The following is an 18725-nucleotide window of genomic DNA, read 5'->3' on the forward strand; positions in this document are numbered from 1 at the left end:
ATCCCGCCCCATTGGGCGGTCTTGCTCCCGCGATCGGGGGCGGACGGTCAGGTTCCGGCCAGCGGCATCGAGGCCGCGACCAGCAGGCCCTTGGCGGCCGCCTGCTCCAGCGCCTGCCGCATCAGATCCTCGCGCGGCTGGTGGCCGATGGTGCCCGAGGGCGCGGCGTACATCAGCACGGTGTGCGCCTTGTTGGCCGCGGTGCGCCAGCCGTCCGAGACGGCCAGCGGCTGGTGCGCCTGCCACCAGGCGGACTGGCTGCCGGCGGTGCCGGGCTGGAGCACCGCGTGCAGCTTGCCCATGGCCAGCAGCGCGGACCAGCCCTCGATCGGGGCGGGGAGGATGTTCATGTCCGTCACCGGGGCGAAGCCGTGCTCCAGGAGCAGCGGCAGGAAGTCGTCCTCCAGGCTCGTCGAACCGGGGCGGGCGATCGGGCCGTTGGGCTCGACGACGAGGGCCGGGTGCAGCTCGTCCTTGATCAGTACCAGGCCGCAGGTGATGCCGAGGGTGGCCTGCCGGTCGGTGGTGGGGATCGGGGCGGCCGGGGCGCTCGCGGTGCGGGTGTCCTCGCCGGTGATGGAGCGCACGGCTCCCCGGAGCTGCTCCTCGGAGACCGGCACGACCTGCGAGGGGATGCAGGTGGCGTGGGCGAACGCGAGCACCGCGGTCTCCTCGCCGACGAACAGGACGGTGCTGGTGCGCTCCTGCTCGCTGTTGCCCGGCGTCCGGCACGAGGTGCAGTCGTAGCTGCCCGGGGCGTCTTCTCCGGCCAGCAGGCGGTCGGCTTCTTCGTCGCCGATCTCGGCGCGAACGTCGTCGCTGACGTCGAGCATGCGCGGCACGGGTGGCTCCTCGATCTTCATGAGCGGCTGCCGGGCGGTCTCCCGGCTTGTACAAGGACAACGGGCGACCCCCGGGAGAGTCACGCGCGGACGCGAACAGAATCGAACCAACGCGCCGCACGGCAGGGAACCGGTGAAAAGTCGTCTCTGATCGGTCAGGCATCGCCAATTCCTGCGGAGAACATGGCGCAAATGGGCTCCGTTTTGTACACGGACGGGGTGGGGTGGCTCCCCGGAAGGGCGCGGCGCGCCGGTGCCCGGCGGCCCGCTGCCTACCGTCACCGGCTATGTCGGACATCTCTTCGGCGCCGCGGCGCCGCGTGGAATCCGTCGGGCTGCTGGTCACAGCGGCCGCCGCCCTGGTCCTGTGCCTGCCCGGCGGCGCCACCGCCGACGGGGCGCCGGGTGGGGACGGCGGTGGAGAGGACGGCGGCCGGCCGCCGTACGCCTGTGCCGACGACCAGTGGCCCTGGGGCTGCCTCGCGGAGTGCGAGAGCGGTGGGGACTGGCACATCAACACCGGCAACGACTACTACGGTGGTCTCCAGTTCTGGCAGCCCACCTGGGAGCGGTTCGGCGGCCTCAAGTACGCCAAGCGGGCCGATCTGGCCACCCGGGACGAGCAGATCGAGGTCGCCAAGCGGGTCCAGGCCGAGCAGGGCTGGGGCGCCTGGCCCATCTGCGCCCGGCGCTACGGCCTCCTCGACGACCGCAGCTATGTCGTCCGCCGCGGCGACAGCCTCGCCGGGATCGCCCGGCGCCACCGGGTCAAGGGTGGCTGGCGGCAGCTCTACAAGGCCAATCGCACGGTCGTCGGGGAGCGCCCGAACGAGCTGTGCGCCGGTCTCCGGCTCAGGCTCCGCTGACCCGCGGTCGCCGCCGGGCGCAGTGCCCGCCCGCTGGAGAGTTCCCGCCCCGCCATACCGATGCCCTAACTTTTTCGGCACGACTTGGCCAATACCCCCAACCCCGAAGGCCGTTCCGGGGTCTTACTCTTCAACAGCCGGGCGACCGGGCGCCGTCGTGCGCCCGGCGGCCGGGAACCGCGGGGGAACCAGGACGAGTGCGAGGGACCAGGGGACACGGGGACGGATGCACATCTCATTCCTGATTCACCATGCGTACGGCACCGGCGAGACGGTCCGGGCGACCTTCGGCCTGGCGAACGCCCTCGCCGAACGGCACGACGTGGAGATCGTCTCCGTCCTGCGGCACCGCGACACCCCGGCGCTCGACCTCGGGCCCCGGGTCGCGCTGCGGCACCTGGTGGACCTCCGGGAGCACGGGCCGTCCGGCGACCGTACGGACCCGGCGCGCGGCCGGCCCGCCCGCATCTTCCCGGCCGCCGAGCCGGGCTCCGGCCAGTACAGCGAGCTGACCGACCGCCGGATCGCCGAGCAGCTGCGCCGGACCGAGGCCGATGTGGTGGTGGGCACCCGGCCCGGCCTCACCGTGCACATCGCCCGGCAGACCCGCCGCGGGCCGCTCCGGGTCGGCCAGGAGCCGCACTGCCTGGCCGCGCACGGCCGGGCGCTGCGGCTGGCGCTGCGCGGTGCCTACCCGCGGCTGGACGCGCTGGTCACCGCCACCGAGGCGGACGCCCGCGCCCACCTGCGGCTGATGCGGCTGCCCGGCGTCCGGGTCACGGCGGTGCCCCGGGCGGTACCGGCCCCGAGGCTGGCGCCCGCCGACGGCACCGGCCGGTGGGTGGTGGCGGCCGGGCGCCTCACCCGGGCCCGGCGCTACGACGTGCTCGTCCGGGCCTTCGCGGCGGTGGCCGCCGAGCGCCCCGACTGGCGGCTGCGGATCTACGGCGGCGGCCCCGAGAAGCCCGCGCTGCGCACCCTGATCGACGAGCTCGGCCTCTACAACCACGTCTTCCTGATGGGGCCGGCCGGCCCGCTGGAGTCCGAGTGGGCCAAGGGCGCCGTCGCCGTGGACCCCGCCTGCCGGGAGCCCGCCGGGACGGCCCTCGCCGAGGCGATGCGCTGCGGGCTGCCCGTCGTGGCCACCGACAGCCCCTACGGGCCGGGCGAACTCGTCGAGGACGGCGTCACCGGGCGGCTGGTGCCCGCCGGCCACCCCGCCGCGCTGGCCACGGCCCTGCTGGAGCTGATCGGCGACGACGCTGCCCGGACGCGGATGGGCGCCGTCGCGCTCGCCTCGTCCGCCCGCTTCGACCCGGCCGAGGTCGCCGGGCGGCACGCCGCACTCTTCGGCGAACTGCTCGACCGGCGGCGCGGCAGCGGACTGCGCGGTTCGCTGCACCGCGCCCGGGGCGCGCTGATCGGCGGCGCCTACGCCACCAAGGATGCGGCCCGCGCCGCGGTGAGAGGGGTGCGGACGGTTTGAACGCCTCGACGCAGTCACCCGTGACCGGGCCCGGAGCGGCCGGCCGCCCGCGGCGGACCGCCGCCACAGGAGGAGGGGCGCCGGTGCCCGTGGACTTGAAGGCCGATTGCATCGCGGACTCCGCGGGCGGCCTCACCTTCGACCTGGACGTCCCGCACGGCACCGGCACCCCCTGGAGCGCGGCCCTGGTACTGCGCCTGAGAGGCGGCGCGGATGAGACCGGCGGCGCCGCCGACAACGATGCCGACGACGAGGTGCGGCTGCCGCTCGGGCCCAACGGCAACGGCCGGCTGCGCGCCGTGCTGCCCAGCACCGTCGCGCTCGCCGAGGGCCGCTGGCACGCCTATGCCGACCTCGGCGACGGCGCCGACCCGCGCCGGCTGCTGCCCGGCGTCAACGACCTGCGGTCGCTGGTGGACCGCCGGCCGCTGGCGGGCATCGGCCGGCTCGGCGTGCGCATCCCCTACGCCACCAAGCTGGGCAACCTCGCCCTGCGCAGCTGGCTGCGCGGGCCGCACGCCGAGGCCGGCGACATCCTCGTCGCCCCCGAGGGCATCACCGTCACCGGCCGCCTCTACGGGGCGGTCCCGGGGGCCGGCGCCCGGGCGGAGGCCCGTCCCCGCGGCGCCGGCCAGGACCCGGTCGCCATCCCGCTGACCGTCGACGGCCCGGACTTCCCCTTCCACTTCACCCTCCCCTACGGCGAACTGGCCGCCCGCCGGCTCCACGGCAACGAGCACTGGGACCTGTGGCTGCGCCCCGCCGAGGGCGCGCCGAGGGTCCGCATCGCCCGGCTCCTGGACGACGTCCCGGAGAAGGAGCAGGTGTTCAGCTACCCGGCGCGGCCGGTCCCGTCCCCCGGCGGCGAACTGCGCATCGGCCCCTACTACACCCTCGACAACGACCTGGCCGTACGGGTCACGGGCCCGGCCGGCCGGGGCACGTCCTAGGAGGCCCGGCCCGTGGAGCGGGGGCCGGGCGGGGAGTTGCTGGGGATCGGGGAGCTGGCCCGTCGCGCGGGGGTGACGGTCAAGACGGTGCGCCACTACTCCGATGCCGGGCTGCTGCCGGCGGCCGGGCGGAGCGCCGGCGGGCACCGCCGCTACGCCCCGGACGCCCTGGACCGGCTGCACCGGATCCGGGATCTGCGCGCCGTGGGGATGCCGCTGCCCGCCGTGGCCGAGGCGCTCGCCGGCGGCTCCCTGGAGCAGGCGCTGGCCGACCAACTGGCCGCCGTCGGGGACCGGTTGGTCGCGCTGCGCTGGCGGGAGGCCGCCCTGCACGCGCTCACCGCCGCCCCGGAGGAGCGCCGCCCGGAGCTGTTGCGGTTGCTGGGCGGCCTGCCGCAGCCGCCCACCACGGACGCGCTGGTCCGCTTCTGGCACCGGCAGCTGCCCCGCGCGCTGCCGCCCGCGCTGCGCGCCGCCGTCGTCGACGCCGCGGTGCCCGCCCCGCCCGCCGACCCCCGTCCCGCCCAGGTCGTCGGCTACGCCCGGCTCCACGCGCTGGCCGCGGACCGCGACGGCGGGATGGCCGTGCGCTGCCGCCGGGTGCGCGCGGCCGCCGCCCTGCCCGGGGAGACCGACCCGGTGGCGCTCTACGAGGGTCTCGGCGAGGCGTACGCGCTGGCCGCCACGGCCCTCGTCGCGGGCCGCCGGCCGGCGCCCGGGGACGAGGTGGACTGTTTCGTGGCCGCGCACGCCCGCGCGTACCGGCGGCGGGACGGCGCGGCCTTCCGCGCCGGGCTGCGGGCGTCCCTGCGGGCCGGTGACGATCCGCGGATGCGGGCGTACTGGCGGTACGCCGACGAGGCGGCCGGCGGCGCGGGCCCGTCGATGGGCGCCGCGCACGACTGGCTGGTCGCCGCCCTCGACGCCGAGGACCCGGCCGGAGCGTGAGCCCGCCCGCGGGGCGATGTGCGGGAAATGTGTGTGGAATGTGTGTCGTTGGCCAATTCCGGGACGGCCGGAAAAGGGTGTCGGGTAAGGGGATTCCGGGGCGGCCGGACGATTAATTCCGGCGTGCTGTCCGGGCTTGCCCGAAGCGGCGGCACACCCTTCCGTATCCGATCAAGGGGGAATTCCGGCCGCTTTGTTTTCCACCCGGTTGCGGTGGTGTACCGCGCGTAAGGGTGACGGGTGTTCCGGCAAACGCGGGAGCGTTCGCCGTGACACAAGTGTGACCAATGGCGGACCGCCGTGGGACGGCATCGTGCGGGCGACCGCCCTTCCACGCGCCGCCGCGGGCGCCTACGGTGGCTGCCATGGCACCCGAACCGAACCTTCCCGGCGACGTACCGGAAATCGACGACGACCCCGAGGCGTATGTCGGCCTCAGCCAGGCGGCTGCCGAGGGGCGGGCCCGGGACCAGGGCTGGAGTACCGTCCGGGCGCTGCCGCCGGGCGCGATGATCACCATGGAGTACGTCGTCGGCCGGATCAACTTCGAGGTCGCGGGCGGCGTGGTGGCGCGCAGCTGGCAGGGCTGACGGGCGGTCCGCCCGCGCCCGGCGGACGACGGCGAAGGCCCCGGCCGCTTCCCAGAGGGAGCGGCCGGGGCCTTCGTGCGGGGCGGGGGTGTGCGTACCGGGCCCCGCCGCCGGGGTGGTCAGCCGGCGCCGTTGCGGGGGCGGCCGGCCGTCGGGCCGAACGGTGCGGCGCCGCGCGGGACGCGGTCCGCGTGCGGCGGCCGGCGGCTGCCGGTCGGGGTGACCGGGGTGCGCTCGGCGCGCGAGGTGTGCGGGCGCGGCGGGTGGTGCGGCCAGCCCTCCGGGGCGCGGGTGGCGCGGCCGCCGGTGGCGGCGCCGACCGCCTCCCGCACCAGGAACTCGCCGTCCGGCGCGATCCGCTGCCGGGAGACCTCGGAGGCCAGCGCGCCGGCCGGCAGCGGGCCGCGCAGCGAATCGGGGCGCAGCCGCAGCCACAGCCGCAGCAGGACGCCCATGAGCCGGTCCTCGACCCAGGTGATGCCGGGCTCCAGCCACGGCATGGCCAGCAGCACCAGCAGGCCCGCGGCCCAGCCCAGCAGGACGTCGCTGACCCAGTGGGTGCCGAGGTAGACGGTGGTCATCCCGACGCCCAGCGCGCCCAGCGCGGCGATCACCGACAGGGTGCGGCGGCGCAGCGGGGTGGTCGCCAGATAGGCCAGCACGCCCCAGGTGACCACGGCGTTCGCGGTGTGGCCGGAGGGGAATATGTCGCCGCCCAGCCACATCTCGTTGGAGCCGACGGTCGTCGCGTAGTGCGGACCGAGCCGGCCCATCCCGAGCTTGGCGGCCCCGACGGTGATGTTCAGCAGCAGCAGCGAGGCGCCGAGCACCAGCAGCGGGTGGAGGTTGCGCTGCCGCCAGCAGCGCCAGCCCAGCCAGGCCGCCACCGCCACCGCGGTCGGGCCGCGCTGCCCCAGCACGACGAAGTAGTCGAGGAAGGCATGGATCGCCGGCCACTGCTTGTACGGCCGGAACAGCATCAGCTGCCAGTCGATGGTGACCAGGGAGGTGTCGGCCAGCACTCCGACGACGATCACCGCATACACCGCCAGCGTGCCCCAGAACAGCCACAGGCGGGTCCGGGTCATGCGCGGCGGTCTGACGCGATCGGTCGGGAGGCGCTCCTCCATCTGGTCGAGCTTGTCATCGGTACGCACTCAAACGACGTTACCGCGTGTGATGTATGCACTTGGTCAAACCGTGCGCTTTGTAATGACGATGTGATGTGGAATGGGTCTCAATCCCGGCCCGCTTCCCGGGATTTCGAAGAGAATTCCTCGGGCCCCGGATTCCGTTCCGGCCATCCGCGTGTCGCCGTCATAGGTGTTTATCTGTTTTTCGGCCGCGGAGTTTATCCGTCATTCGCACGGGTGTCGCGGCGCGTTTTCCTCGGCGGGGCGATTACGGAGCGGGATCTTCCGGTCACGGCGGGCCGGAGCCGTTGAGCCAGAACGCGCCGTAGACCGCCGAGCCGGCCGCCACCACCCCGATGACCAGCCACGACCGCACCGGACGCCAGCGGGCCAGCCCCGCCGCGAGCGGCAGCAGCAGTGGGAAGGCGGGCATCATCAGCCGCGGTTTCGACCCGAAGTAGCCCTTGGCGGTGAGCGCGATCAGCAGCACCGTCCCGCCGTAGACCGCCAGCGGCAGCGGCTGGCCCTTCCGTACACCGTGCACATACAGCCAGATCACCAGCGCGACGCCGGTCAGCAGGGCGAGGCCGGCGGCGAAGGCGGGGCCGGTGAGCTGCTGCCAGACGAAGGCGGCGAAGGCGAGGCCGCCGTCGAAGCCGTTGTGCCAGCCGGCCTGGACGTCCAGGTAGCCGGTGAGCGAGCCCTCGCGGGCGCCGACCCACAGGACGTAGGCGCACCAGCCGAGCGGGGCCAGGGCCACGCCGAGCAGCATCCGCCGGTGCCGGCCGCGGAGGAAGGCGCGCGCCCGGACCCCGCCGGCTCGCTCGTTCGCCACCGTCACCGCGGCGCTGATCCACACCGCGGCGACCACCGCGGCGCCCACCGGCCGGGTCAGCCCGGCGAGCGCGGCCAGCGCGCCGGCCCAGACCCAGCGTCCGGTCAGCACGCAGTAGAGGCCCCACGCCGCGAGGGCGGTGAACAGCGACTCCGAGTACGCCATCGACTGCACGATTCCGACCGGCAGCGCGGCCCACAGCGCGGCCAGCAGCACCCCGGCCCGCGGCCCGTGCAGCCGCTCGCCGGTGACGTACAGCGCCGCCGCCGCGGCCAGCGACGCCGCCCAGGCCACGGCCATCCCGGCGTCCGCGGCGGACAGCGGGGTGAGTGCCGACAGGCCCCGCTCCAGCCAGGGCAGCAGGGGGAAGAACGCCGCATCGGAGTGGACGTCGCCGTTGGGAAGGTGGACGGTGTAGCCGTAGCCCTGCTCGGCGACCCGGGTGTACCAGAGGGAGTCCCAGCGGGCGGTCAGCAGGGTGTGCCAGTCCTTGCCGTCGGCGGCCGACCAGGCCATGAGCACGATCAGGCCGAGCAGCCGGATCGCCGCGTACGCCGCCAGGCCGGGGAGGGCGCGGCGCAGCGCGGCACGGACGGCGGGCGGACACAGGGCCCGGCCGGGTGCGGCGGTGGAGGCAAGATCGTTCACCCGGTCGATTATCCAGGTGACGGGGGTGGTGCCGTGCGGGGCGGTGGGGCAACGTCGGGGCTGCGACGAGCGTCTCACCGTGAGGTGGGCCACGCGGGCCTCGTGGTGACTCGCGTAGTCTGACGTCTCAACTCGCCCGTGCCGCCGGTTACGCCGGCGCGTCGTCGCGCCCTTGACCGCGGCCGCGGGACCAGTACGGCGAGCGCATGACAGGAGGTACTGGATGTCAGGGACGACCGCGTCCGGCAGGGGGCGGACGGGTGGTGTTCCCGGGCACACAGGCGGCGGCGTGAACCGCTGGACGGTGCTGACGGTGCTCTGCGTCAGCCTGCTCTTCGTCGCGCTGGACACCACCATCCTCTATGTGGCGGTGCCCTCCATCACCGAGGACCTGCGCCCCGGGCCGGTCGAACTGCTGTGGATCGTCGATGTCTACCCGCTGATCGCGGCCTCGCTGCTGATCCTCTTCGGCACCCTCGGCGACCGCGTCGGGCGCCGCCGCATCCTCCTGCTCGGCTACGGGCTCTTCGCCCTGGCCTCGGCCGCCGCGGCGCTCGCGCCCAATCCGCAGATCCTGATGGCGGCCCGGGCGCTGCTCGGCATCGGCGGCGCCATGATCATGCCGGCGACGCTGTCCATCCTGCGCCAGGTCTTCCCCGACCGGCGGGAGCGGGCGGTGGCGATCGGGGTGTGGAGCGCGGTGGCCGCGGTCGGCGCCGCGGTCGGACCGGTGCTCGGCGGCTTCCTGGTCGAGAACTTCTGGTGGGGCTCGGTCTTCCTGATCAACATCCCGATGATGGCGGCGATGTTCCTGATAGGGCGTTGGCTGCTGCCGGAGTCGCGGGGCGAGCGCAACGGGCCCTGGGACCTGGCCGGTGCGCTGATCGCCGCGCTCGGTGTGCTGGGCATCGTCTTCGGCGTCAAGCGGCTGGGCAGCGGCGCGCCGGTCGTCGGGGTGACCACGCTGCTGCCGATCGTCGTCGGCGCCGCGCTGCTGATCGTCTTCGTCCGCCGGCAGGGCCGCCGTGCCCATCCGCTGATCGACATGCGGCTGTTCGCCCGGCCGGCGTTCGGCACCTCGATCGGGTGCATCGTGCTGGCGATGCTCGCCCTCGTCGGGCTGCAGCTGATCGCCGTCCAGTACCTCCAACTGGTGCTGCACCTGAGCCCGCTGGAGACCGGGCTGCGGATGCTGCCGCTGGTGTTCTCCGCGATGGCCGCCGGCCTCACCGGCTCCCGGCTGCTGCAGGCCCTCGGCCCGCGGCTGATGGTCTCCGGTGGCTTCACCCTCACCGCGATCGCGGTGGTCTCGCTGACCGCGCTGGGCAGCCAGGACCACTTCTGGCAGCTCTCCCTCGGCTTCGTGCTGCTCGGCTTCGGCTTCCAGTCCACGCTCTTCGGGGCGTACGAGTCGATGCTCAGCGAGGCCCCGGCGGCGCAGTCCGGCGGGGCGGCGGCGCTCGGCGAGACCGCCTACCAGCTGGGCGCCGGGATCGGCGTGGCGCTGCTCGGCAGCGTCATGAACGCCGCCTACGCGCCGGGTCTGAACCATGTCGCCGGGGTCTCGGAGGGGGCCGCCCGCTCGGCGTCGCACTCGCTCGGGGAGGCGTACAAGGTCGCCGCCGGGCTGGGCGAGCACGCCCGGGAGGCGCTCCGGCTGGTCGCCCGGGACTCCTTCATCCACGGGCTGCGGGTCACCCTCGTCGCCAGCGCGGTACTGCTGCTGGCCGGTGCCGGGCTCGCGCTGCGGCTGCCGCGCCGGGCCGCGGAGTCCGCGGAACGGGCCGAGGCCGACGCCGCGGCCGAGGAGGGCGCCCCCGCCGGGCGCGAAGGGGCGCCGGCCCCCGCGAGCTCCGGCCGCTGACCGGCGCGACGGGCCGCCGCGCGGCGGTGACCCTTGCCCGCCCGGCGCCGGGGCCCGTACCGTCGGACGCGCGTAACTACCACTGCTAGTTTTTCGCGCGAGCGCCGAATCCGCCGGAGGACCCGCCATGCCCGCAACGCCGTCCCCGCTCCCGCCGTTTGACCCCAGCGACCCCCTGGGCCTGGACGACCTGCTCACCGACGAGGACCGGGCGGTCCGTGCCACCGTCCGCCAGTGGGCCGCCGACCGGGTCCTGCCGGACGTCGCCGACTGGTACGAGCGCGGCGAACTCCCCGCCGTCCGCGAACTCGCCCGCGAACTGGGCGCGCTCGGCGCCCTGGGGATGTCCCTGACCGGCTACGGCTGCGCCGGCGCCTCGCACGTCCAGTACGGGCTGGCCTGCCTGGAGCTGGAGGCCGCCGACTCCGGCATCCGCTCGCTGGTCTCCGTACAAGGCTCGCTGGCCATGTACGCGATCTGGCGGTTCGGCTCCGAGGAGCAGAAGCAGCAGTGGCTGCCGCGGATGGCCGCCGGCGAGGTCATCGGCTGCTTCGGGCTGACCGAGCCGGACCACGGCTCCGACCCCGCGAGCATGCGCACCCACGCCCAGCGGGACGGTACGGACTGGGTGCTGACCGGGCGCAAGATGTGGATCACCAACGGGTCGGTGGCCGGCGTCGCGGTGGTCTGGGCCCACACCGACGACGGCATCCGCGGCTTCGTCGTCCCCACCGACAGCCCCGGCTTCGCCGCCCCCGAGATCCGGCACAAGTGGTCGCTGCGCGCCTCCGTCACCAGCGAGCTGGTCCTGGACGGGGTGCGACTGCCCGCCGACGCGGTGCTGCCGGAGGCCCGCGGGCTGGGCGCCCCGCTGCGGTGCCTGGGCCAGGCCCGCTACGGCATCGTCTGGGGTTCGATGGGGGCGGCGCGCGCCTGCTTCGACGCGGCGCTGGACTACGCGCGCACCCGCGAGCAGTTCGGCCGGCCCATCGGCGGCTTCCAGCTCACCCAGGCCAAACTGGCCGACATGGCGCTGGAGCTCCACAAGGGGGTGCTGCTCGCGCACCACCTGGGGCGGCGGTTCGACGCCGGCACCCTGCGGCCGGAGCAGATCAGCTTCGGCAAGCTCAACAACGTCCGCGAGGCGATCGACATCTGCCGCACCGCGCGGACGATCCTCGGCGCCAACGGGATCTCGCTCGAATACCCCGTCATGCGGCACGCCACGAACCTGGAGTCGGTGCTGACCTACGAGGGCACCGCGGAGATGCACCAACTGGTGCTGGGCAAGGCGCTCACCGGGCTCGACGCCTTCCGGTGAGCGCCCCGCGGCCGGCGCGCGCCTAGGGCTCTGGTTGCCGTGATTCCCGGGGGACAACCCCCGGCCCCCGGCCGAGGAGACCTCTGCGGCTCGTCAACTCTGGTTGAAGAAGCCGCCGTTGCGGTGCGTGCGGGGCTCGCCGGTGACGATCTGGTAGTCGGCGGGGGTGAGCAGGAACACCCGGGTGGCGACCCGTTCGATGGAGCCGCGCAGACCGAAGGTGAGGCCGGCGGCGAAGTCCACCACGCGCTTGGCGTCGGCGGGCTCCATGGCCGTCAGGTTGACGATCACCGGGACACCGTCCCGGAAGAGCTCGCCGATGCCGCGGGCGTCCCGGAACGAGGCCGGGGTGACCGTGGCGATACGGGTGCCCTGGGTACGGGCGGCCTCGTCGGCCACCCGGACCCGGGGGTCGGTCACCCAGGGACCGCTGCCCGAGTCGGCGGAATCGGGTCCCTCGGCGTAGTCGTCGTCGTAGTAGCGCTCGTCATCGTTGTCGTCGACGAGGCCAAGCCAGGCGCTCGCCTTGCGTACCGATCCCATTGACGCCTCCTCTCACTCGCGGCGGGTGTGTTCCGTTCTCCCTATCGTCGTCCATGAGGGCGAGGGTGTGCCAAGCGGATAGCCGCCGCACGGGGGGTTCGTGACATATCTGGTGCAAAGAGGGTGGTGCACCGTCAGCTCGTGTGCCCCGGTGGTGAACTGACAGTACGAAAGGCGTCACGATCGGTACGTGCGGCGGTCCATCGGCCGGTCGACGGGGTGGGAGCGGTCGCGGCTCGCGAGCGGGTCCGGGCGTCGGACCAGGGCTTATGTCCGTGGCGGTGGCGCCGGGTCAGCGGATTTCCGGCGGGCTGATCCGCGAGGTGGTGAGGGCGGAGGAGGAGGTGCCCCACTTCTTCAGGATCCGGGCGTAGGTCCCGTCCTTCCGGAGCCGGTTGACCGCGGCTCGGAAGGCGGGGGCCAGCGGGGTTCCCTTCTTGAAGGCGAAGCCGACGTCCAGACGTTTGAACTCGTTGAGGAAGCGCAGGCCCGGCTGCTGGGCGACGGCGTAGCGCAGGCCGTTGATGGTGCTCATCACCACATCGCTGCGGCCCTGCTGGAGGGAGATCCACAGTGCGCCCTGGTCGGCGTAGGTCCGCATGTCGTAGGGCGGCTTCCCGGCGTCCGCGCAGACGTGCCGGTGCTCGGCGAGGGTCGTCTCGAAGGTGGTGCCGGCGCCGGTGGCCACCGTCAGGCCGCACAGCTGGGTCAGTGCGGTGACCTTCTTCAGCGGGCTGTCCCGGCGGACCGCGAAGCCCTGGCCGTCGTTGATGTAGGTGACGAAGTCGAGGGTCCTGCGGCGCTCGTCGGTGACGCCGAAGTTGCCGGTGCCGACGTCGTACTTGCCGCTGTCCAGGGCCGGCAGGATCGCCTCGAAGCCGGCCACCTCCCGGGTGAGCCGCAGGCCGAGGACCCTGCCGACCGCGTCCGCGAAGTCGATGTCCTGGCCGGCCGGCGTCCGGCCGTCGGGCAGGTAGGTGGCGCCGGGCGGGGTGCCGATGCTGCTGGCCAGGCGGAGGGTGCCGCGGGCGCGGACGTCGGCGGGCAGCAGCGCGGCGGCGGCCGGGTCCTGCCGGACGCCGGAGACGACGTCGGCGGTGGGGATCCGGGCCTGTGCGGCGGCCGGTCCGGCGTCCTGGGCGCCGGCGACCGGGGTGCCGGACCCGCAGGCGGTGACCGTCAGGGCCGCGGTGACCAGGAGGGCGGCGGTGCGCAGCGCGGTGGCGGCGGGCATACGGGTGCGGGTCATGGGCGCGGGGTCTCCAGGTGCTTCTCGAACGGCAGCGGGCCGATCGACTCCGGGTCGGCGGTCAGGTCGAACAGCGGGCGGTAGCCGGCCGCGAGGTAGAGGCCCCGGGCCTCGGGCTGGCGGGGGCCGGTGGTGAGGTGGATCCGCGTGTAGCCGCGGGCGGCGGCGTGCTCTTCCAGGGCGGTCAGCACGTGCCGGGCCAGGCCGCGGCGGCGGTGCGCGTGGTGCGTCCAGATGCGTTTGAGTTCGGCGGTGTCCGGGGCGTAGCGGCGGTAGGCGCCGCCGGCGACCGGGACGCCGTCCTCCAGGAGCAGCAGGAACGCGCCCCAGGGCGGGGCGAATTCGGCGGCCGGGTACTCCCGGCTCAGGTCGACCGGGCGGCCGTAGCGGGTGGTGTATTCGTGCGTCAGCTCGTCCAGGAGCGGGCGGGCGAGCGGGTCGGTGACGGTGGTGTGATGGAGCGTCAGGCGGGCCGCGCGGGGCGGCCGGGGCGCGACAGACATCGGGGCGCCTCCGTGGCCGGTGGCGGTGCTCGGTGGAGTCCGAGCGTGCCGGATGAACGGGGGGCGGGAACAGGGGAGTTGACAGGGGGGAAACGTGCGCGGTGGTGCGAGGGGAGGGGTGCGCCGGACGGCGGCGCGGGTGTGAAGGCGCGCGGCGGGGAAGGCAGAACCGCGGAACGGGTCCGGCCGGGAACGGCGGGCCGCAGGGGCAGGGGGTCAGCTCAACAGGAAGACGACCACACACGACCGAAGTCGATGTGGTCACGGGAGACCAGCCGCTGCCATGGATGCATGCGACCAAGTGGAACAGGCATCCGTTTCCGCGTCAACCACGAAGTGATCCATCGCTCACCGTGCGCACCGCGTCCGGCCGGCCCTTGACAACCGGCCAGGTCCTGCCCATAGCCTCAAGGGCCGGTCGTGCTGAGGGGCGCGACCCGCTCTGCCTGTGTGAAGGCGCTCAACTCCCGTGCTGGATCCCACGTGTCCACGGAGCCTTCGCATGCCTTCCCGTACCCTCGACGCCCCTGCCGTGTCCGCGGCGCCGCCCGGCCCACCGGACCGCACCGCCCCGCGCATCGTGCCGCGCCGCCGCACCGGCCAGTGGGCGGCCGCCGCCGTCCTCCTCGCCCTGCTGGCGCTCGCCCTCGCCTCCGCGGTCCGCAACCCCGCCTTCCAATGGGACGTGGTCGCCGACTACTTCCTGACCTCCGCCGTGCTGCGCGGCCTGGGGCTGACGCTCTGGCTGACCGCCGTGGTGATGGTGCTGGGCTTCGCGCTGGGCACCCTGCTCGCCGTGCTGCGGCTGTCGGGCAACCCCGTGCTGCGCGCCATCGGCTGGGGCTATGTCTGGCTGTTCCGGTCGATGCCGATCCTGGTGCAGCTGCTGTTCTGGTTCAACATCGGGGCGCTGTACCCGGTCGTGCTCGGCGTGCGGACCGTCGATCTGCTCTCGCCGGCCGCCGTCGCCGTCATCGGACTGACCCTGCACGAGGCCGCGTACGCCGCCGAGGTGGTCCGCGGCGGCATCCTCTCCGTCGACAAGGGGCAGTCCGAGGCCGCCCAGGCGCTGGGGCTGGGGGCCGGCCGGCGGCTGCGCCGGATCGTGCTGCCGCAGGCGATGCGGTCGATCCTGCCGCCGGCCGGGAACATGCTGATCGGCACCCTCAAGGGCACCTCCATCGTCAGCGTCATCGCCGTCCAGGACCTGCTCTACTCCGTCCAGTTGGTGTACCACCGCACCTACCAGGTCATCCCGCTGCTGCTGGTGGCGACCCTCTGGTACGTCCTGGTCACCTCGGTCCTCGGCGCCGGGCAGTACCTCGTCGAGCGGCACTACGCCCGCGGCACGGCGGGTGCCCGGTGAGCCCGGCCGCGCGCCACCCGGCCCGGCCGTCCGTGGTGATCGTGGGCGCCGGCCCGCGGGGCACCGGCGTGCTGGAGCGGATCGCCGCCAACGCCCCCGAGCTGTGGGGCGACGCGCCGCTCGACCTGCACCTGGTCGACCCGCACCCGCCCGGCGGCGGCCGGATCTGGCGCCGGGCGCAGTCCCCGCTGCTGTGGATGAACTCCACGGCCGAGGACGTCACCATGTTCACCGACGAGACCGTCGAGCAGGCCGGGCCGGTGCGCCCGGGGCCCTCGCTCGCCGAGTGGGCCCGCGCCGTGCGCGAGGGGCGGCTGCCCGCCCCGCCCGGCCCCGGCGGTGCCGCGGCGGCGCTGGGCCCGCGGGACTTCGCCGGGCGCCGGCTGCTCAACGGCTACCTCCGCTGGGTCCACGAGGACGCGGTGGCCGCCCTCCCGCCCGGCGTCACCGTGCACGTGCACCGGGCGAGGGCGGTGCGCGTCTCCGGCCCGCGCGACGGGCGCCAGCAGGTATGGCTGGCGGGCCGCGCCGCCCCGCTGCTGGCCGATGCGGTCGTGCTGACGCTGGGCCATCTGGAGTCCCGACCGGGCGCGGAGGAACGGGAGTTGGGGGCGTTCGCGGCCCGGCACGGGCTGACGTACCTGCCGCCCGCGTTCACCGCCGACAGCGACCTGAGCGTGCTGCGGCCCGGCGAGGCGGTGCTGGTGCGCGGCTTCGGGCTGGCCTTCGTCGACCTGATGGTGCTGCTGACCGAGGGGCGCGGCGGGACGTACACCACCGGCCCCGGCGGGCAGTTGACGTACCACCCCTCCGGCCGGGAACCGGTGCTGCACGTCGGGTCCCGGCGCGGGGTCCCCTACCACTCCAAGATCGGCTACCCGCTGTCCGGTGAACGGCCGCCGCTGCCGCGGTTCTTCGGGCCCGCCGAGGTCGACGCGCTGCTCGCCCGCCCCGGCGGCGTCGACTTCCGGCGGGACGTCCGGCCGCTGATCGACAAGGAGCTGGGCTTCGCCCACTACCACCGGCTGTTCACCGCGCACGCCGACCGGACCCGGATGGTGTGGCCGGACTTCGAGGAGAAGTACGCCGCCTGCGAACCGGGCGGCGCCGCCCTCCAGGCCCTGGTCTCCGCCGCCGTCCCCGACCCGGCCGACCGGTTCGACCCGGACGCGCTGGACCATCCGCTCGACGGCGTCCGCTACGCCGACGACGCGGCGCTCCAGGCCGGGCTGCGCGGCCACATCGAGGCCGACCTCAAGCGCCGCCACGACCCCGCGCACAGCCCCGACCTGGCGGTCTTCCTCGCGCTGCTGTCGGTCTACGGCCAGCTGACCCGGCTCGGCGACCAGGGGCCCTGGTGGCACGGCTTCTTCAGCTTCCTCGCCTCCGGGCCGCCCGGCCCCCGGCTGCGGCAGCTGTCGGCGCTGTCCCGGGCCGGGGTGGTGCGCTTCCTGGGCGCCGGGCTGACCGTCACCGCCGACGAGGCCCGCGGGGTGTTCCGCGCCCGGTCCACCAGCCTGCCGGGGCCGGGGACCGCGGCCCGGGCCCTGGTGGAGGCGCGCCTGCCGGAACCCTCCGTGGCCCGCACCACGGACCGGCTGCTGCGCGCCCTGCACGCCGACGGCGCCCGCGCCACCGCCGGCGGGCTGCTGGCCGTCGACCCGGCCGACGGCCGGATCCTGGACCGCGCCGGCCGTCCGCACCCGCGCCGGTTCGCCCTCGGCCCGCACACCGATGCCCGGTCCAGCGGCGCCTTCGTCCGCCCCCGCACCAACGCGCCCGCCCTCCGGCAGAACGACGCGAGCGCACGCGCCCTGCTCACCCTCCTCCGCGACCGCACCGCCCCACCGGTCCCGGTCCCCGCACTCACCCCCGAGGACTGACCATGCCGCTGACCAGCGACTCCGCCCTCGCCGGCGATCCACCCGCCGGCCCCGCCCCGGCCGCCCGGCCCGTCCCGCAGCGCGCCGGACCACCGGAACCGGACGATCCGGCGGCCCTGAAGGTCGTCCCCGTACGCCACCCCTGGCGCTGGGCGGGCATCGCGGTGACCGCGGTGCTGCTCGCCCAGTTCGCCCACGGCCTGCTCACCAACCCGGCCTGGGAATGGGGGGTGTTCGCCCGGTTCTTCGCGAGCGGGACGGTACTGAAGGCGGTCGGGGTCACCCTCCAGCTCACCGTCTACGGCACCGCCCTCGGCTTCGCGCTGGGCCTGGTGCTGGCCCTGATGCGACTGTCCGCCAGCCCGTTCCTGCGCTGGGTGGCCTTCGGCTACGTCTGGGCCTTCCGGTCCATCCCGCTCATCGTCCAGCTGCTGTTCTGGTTCAACCTCGCCTACCTCTACCGGCGGCTGGACTTCGGGATCCCGTTCGGCCCCGGCTTCTTCCACTTCGACACCATGGGGCTGGTCGGTGCGATGGGCGCGGCGGTCCTCGGGCTGGCGCTGCACCAGGCCGCGTACGCCGCGGAGATCGTCCGGGCCGGGGTGCAGGCCGTGGACGCCGGGCAGGTGGAGGCCGCCGCCGCGCTCGGCCTGCCGCGGCTGCGCCGGCTGCGGCGGATCGTGCTGCCGCAGGCGATGCGCTCGATCCTGCCGAACGCCACCAACGAGGTGATCTCCCTCTTCAAGGGCACCTCGATCGTCTCGGTGATGGCGATCGGCGAACTCTTCTACCAGGTCCAGGTCGTCTACGGACGGAACGGCCGGGTGGTGCCCCTGCTGATGGTCGCCACCGCCTGGTACATCCTCCTCACCACCGTGCTCTCCGTCCTCCAGCACTACGTCGAACGCCACTACGCCAAGGGGGCCGCGCGATGAGCGCGATGGTCGAAATCCGGTCCGTGCACAAGAGTTTCGGTGCCGTGGAGGTGCTGCGGGGCATCGACCTGGAGGTGGCGGCCGGCGAGGTGACGGTGGTGCTCGGCCCGTCCGGATCGGGCAAGTCCACGCTGCTGCGCACCATCAACCACCTGGAGAAGGTCGACAGCGGCTGGATCAGCGTGGACGGGACGCTGGTCGGATACCGCAGGTCCGGCGACAAGCTGTACGAGCTGCGGGAACGCGAGATCCTCAAGCAGCGCACCGGGATCGGGTTCGTCTTCCAGAACTTCAACCTCTTCCCGCATCTGACGGTGCTGGAGAACCTCGTCGAGGCACCGGTCGCGGTGCAGCGCCGCCCGCGCGCGCAGGCCGAGGCCACCGCCCGCCGGCTGCTGGCCCGGGTGGGCCTCGCGGAGAAGGCGGACGCCTACCCCCGGCAGCTCTCCGGCGGCCAGCAGCAGCGGGTCGCCATCGCCCGGGCGCTCGCCCTGGAACCCCGGCTGCTGCTCTTCGACGAGCCGACCTCGGCGCTCGACCCCGAGCTGGTCGGCGAAGTCCTGGACGTCATCAAGGACTTGGCGCACCAGGGCACCACCATGATCGTCGTCACCCATGAGATCGGCTTCGCCCGCGAGGTCGCCGACACCGTCGTCTTCATGGACGGCGGACGGATCGTCGAGCAGGGCCCGCCGGCCCAGGTGCTCGACCACCCGCGCCACGAACGCACCCGCGCCTTCCTCTCGAAGGTCCTGTGACGTGC

The 18725-nt window shown here is 74.3% G+C and carries 17 protein-coding genes; 11 read left to right on the forward strand and 6 right to left on the reverse strand.

The window, feature by feature from the left end:
- Nucleotides 1-47: 47 nt before the first annotated feature.
- Nucleotides 48-842 carry a hypothetical protein gene (locus B073_RS0105425; RefSeq protein ID WP_026247089.1) on the reverse strand — a complete coding sequence of 265 codons (795 nt, stop codon included), beginning with the start codon at nucleotides 840-842 and terminating at the stop codon, nucleotides 48-50.
- Between the two features lie 287 nt (nucleotides 843-1129).
- Here B073_RS0105425 and B073_RS0105430 point away from each other — a divergent pair, with 287 nt between their 5' ends.
- The 5 genes from B073_RS0105430 to B073_RS0105450 all read left to right on the forward strand — a co-directional run bounded on the left by B073_RS0105430 (nucleotide 1130) and on the right by B073_RS0105450 (nucleotide 5682).
- Nucleotides 1130-1708 (forward strand): transglycosylase family protein, encoded by a 579-nt coding sequence (locus B073_RS0105430; RefSeq protein WP_018537076.1) that lies wholly within the window; start codon nucleotides 1130-1132, stop codon nucleotides 1706-1708.
- Between the two features lie 226 nt (nucleotides 1709-1934).
- Complete coding sequence (locus B073_RS0105435; RefSeq protein ID WP_018537077.1) at nucleotides 1935-3194, forward strand: glycosyltransferase; 1260 nt, start codon at nucleotides 1935-1937, stop codon at nucleotides 3192-3194.
- An 83-nt stretch (nucleotides 3195-3277) separates the two neighbouring features.
- Nucleotides 3278-4144: a hypothetical protein gene (locus B073_RS39180; RefSeq protein WP_018537078.1), complete on the forward strand. Its 867-nt coding sequence runs from the start codon at nucleotides 3278-3280 to the stop codon at nucleotides 4142-4144.
- 12 nt (nucleotides 4145-4156) lie between these two features.
- Nucleotides 4157-5092: a MerR family transcriptional regulator gene (locus tag B073_RS0105445; protein WP_018537079.1), complete on the forward strand. Its 936-nt coding sequence runs from the start codon at nucleotides 4157-4159 to the stop codon at nucleotides 5090-5092.
- A gap of 365 nt (nucleotides 5093-5457) precedes the next feature.
- On the forward strand, nucleotides 5458-5682 hold the full coding sequence (locus B073_RS0105450) for an I78 family peptidase inhibitor (protein ID WP_018537080.1): 225 nt from the start codon (nucleotides 5458-5460) through the stop codon (nucleotides 5680-5682).
- 119 nt (nucleotides 5683-5801) lie between these two features.
- On the opposite strand, the gene B073_RS0105455 is transcribed toward B073_RS0105450, so the two are convergent.
- Nucleotides 5802-6839, reverse strand: coding sequence for a phosphatase PAP2 family protein (locus B073_RS0105455; protein WP_018537081.1), 1038 nt, complete (start codon nucleotides 6837-6839; stop codon nucleotides 5802-5804).
- Between the two features lie 265 nt (nucleotides 6840-7104).
- A complete protein-coding gene (locus B073_RS0105460) occupies nucleotides 7105-8298 on the reverse strand; it encodes a hypothetical protein (RefSeq protein WP_018537082.1) in 1194 nt (397 codons plus the stop codon).
- Nucleotides 8299-8521: 223 nt separating this feature from the next.
- On the opposite strand from B073_RS0105460, the gene B073_RS0105465 reads away from it, so the two are divergent.
- Entirely contained in the window at nucleotides 8522-10162 is a 1641-nt protein-coding gene (locus B073_RS0105465; RefSeq protein WP_026247090.1) for an MFS transporter, read from the forward strand.
- A gap of 127 nt (nucleotides 10163-10289) precedes the next feature.
- Entirely contained in the window at nucleotides 10290-11483 is a 1194-nt protein-coding gene (locus B073_RS0105470; RefSeq protein WP_018537084.1) for an acyl-CoA dehydrogenase family protein, read from the forward strand.
- A 93-nt stretch (nucleotides 11484-11576) separates the two neighbouring features.
- Here B073_RS0105470 and B073_RS0105475 read toward each other — a convergent pair whose 3' ends face one another.
- From B073_RS0105475 to B073_RS0105485, 3 genes are all read right to left on the reverse strand, one after another.
- Nucleotides 11577-12026: a cell division protein SepF gene (locus B073_RS0105475; RefSeq protein ID WP_018537085.1), complete on the reverse strand. Its 450-nt coding sequence runs from the start codon at nucleotides 12024-12026 to the stop codon at nucleotides 11577-11579.
- A 292-nt stretch (nucleotides 12027-12318) separates the two neighbouring features.
- Entirely contained in the window at nucleotides 12319-13275 is a 957-nt protein-coding gene (locus B073_RS0105480; RefSeq protein WP_018537086.1) for an ABC transporter substrate-binding protein, read from the reverse strand.
- Nucleotides 13272-13778 carry a GNAT family N-acetyltransferase gene (locus B073_RS0105485; RefSeq protein WP_018537087.1) on the reverse strand — a complete coding sequence of 169 codons (507 nt, stop codon included), beginning with the start codon at nucleotides 13776-13778 and terminating at the stop codon, nucleotides 13272-13274. The genes B073_RS0105480 and B073_RS0105485 overlap by 4 nt, the downstream gene beginning before the upstream one ends.
- 502 nt (nucleotides 13779-14280) lie before the next feature.
- Here B073_RS0105485 and B073_RS0105490 point away from each other — a divergent pair.
- The 4 genes from B073_RS0105490 to B073_RS0105505 are packed head-to-tail and all read left to right on the forward strand — an operon-like array spanning nucleotide 14281 to nucleotide 18720.
- A complete protein-coding gene (locus B073_RS0105490; protein ID WP_018537088.1) occupies nucleotides 14281-15144 on the forward strand; it encodes an amino acid ABC transporter permease in 864 nt (287 codons plus the stop codon).
- The gene (locus B073_RS39185) at nucleotides 15141-17027 is read left to right on the forward strand and encodes an FAD/NAD(P)-binding protein (protein ID WP_018537089.1); all 1887 of its coding nucleotides are present in this window, start codon (nucleotides 15141-15143) and stop codon (nucleotides 17025-17027) included. The genes B073_RS0105490 and B073_RS39185 overlap by 4 nt, the downstream gene beginning before the upstream one ends.
- Before the next feature lie 2 nt (nucleotides 17028-17029).
- The gene (locus tag B073_RS0105500; RefSeq protein ID WP_018537090.1) at nucleotides 17030-17962 is read left to right on the forward strand and encodes an amino acid ABC transporter permease; all 933 of its coding nucleotides are present in this window, start codon (nucleotides 17030-17032) and stop codon (nucleotides 17960-17962) included.
- A complete protein-coding gene (locus B073_RS0105505) occupies nucleotides 17959-18720 on the forward strand; it encodes an amino acid ABC transporter ATP-binding protein (RefSeq protein WP_026247091.1) in 762 nt (253 codons plus the stop codon). The genes B073_RS0105500 and B073_RS0105505 overlap by 4 nt, the downstream gene beginning before the upstream one ends.
- The last annotated feature ends 5 nt before the right edge of the window (nucleotides 18721-18725 follow it).

The sequence above is a fragment of the Streptomyces sp. MspMP-M5 genome (assembly GCF_000373585.1).
GTDB lineage: Bacteria > Actinomycetota > Actinomycetes > Streptomycetales > Streptomycetaceae > Streptomyces.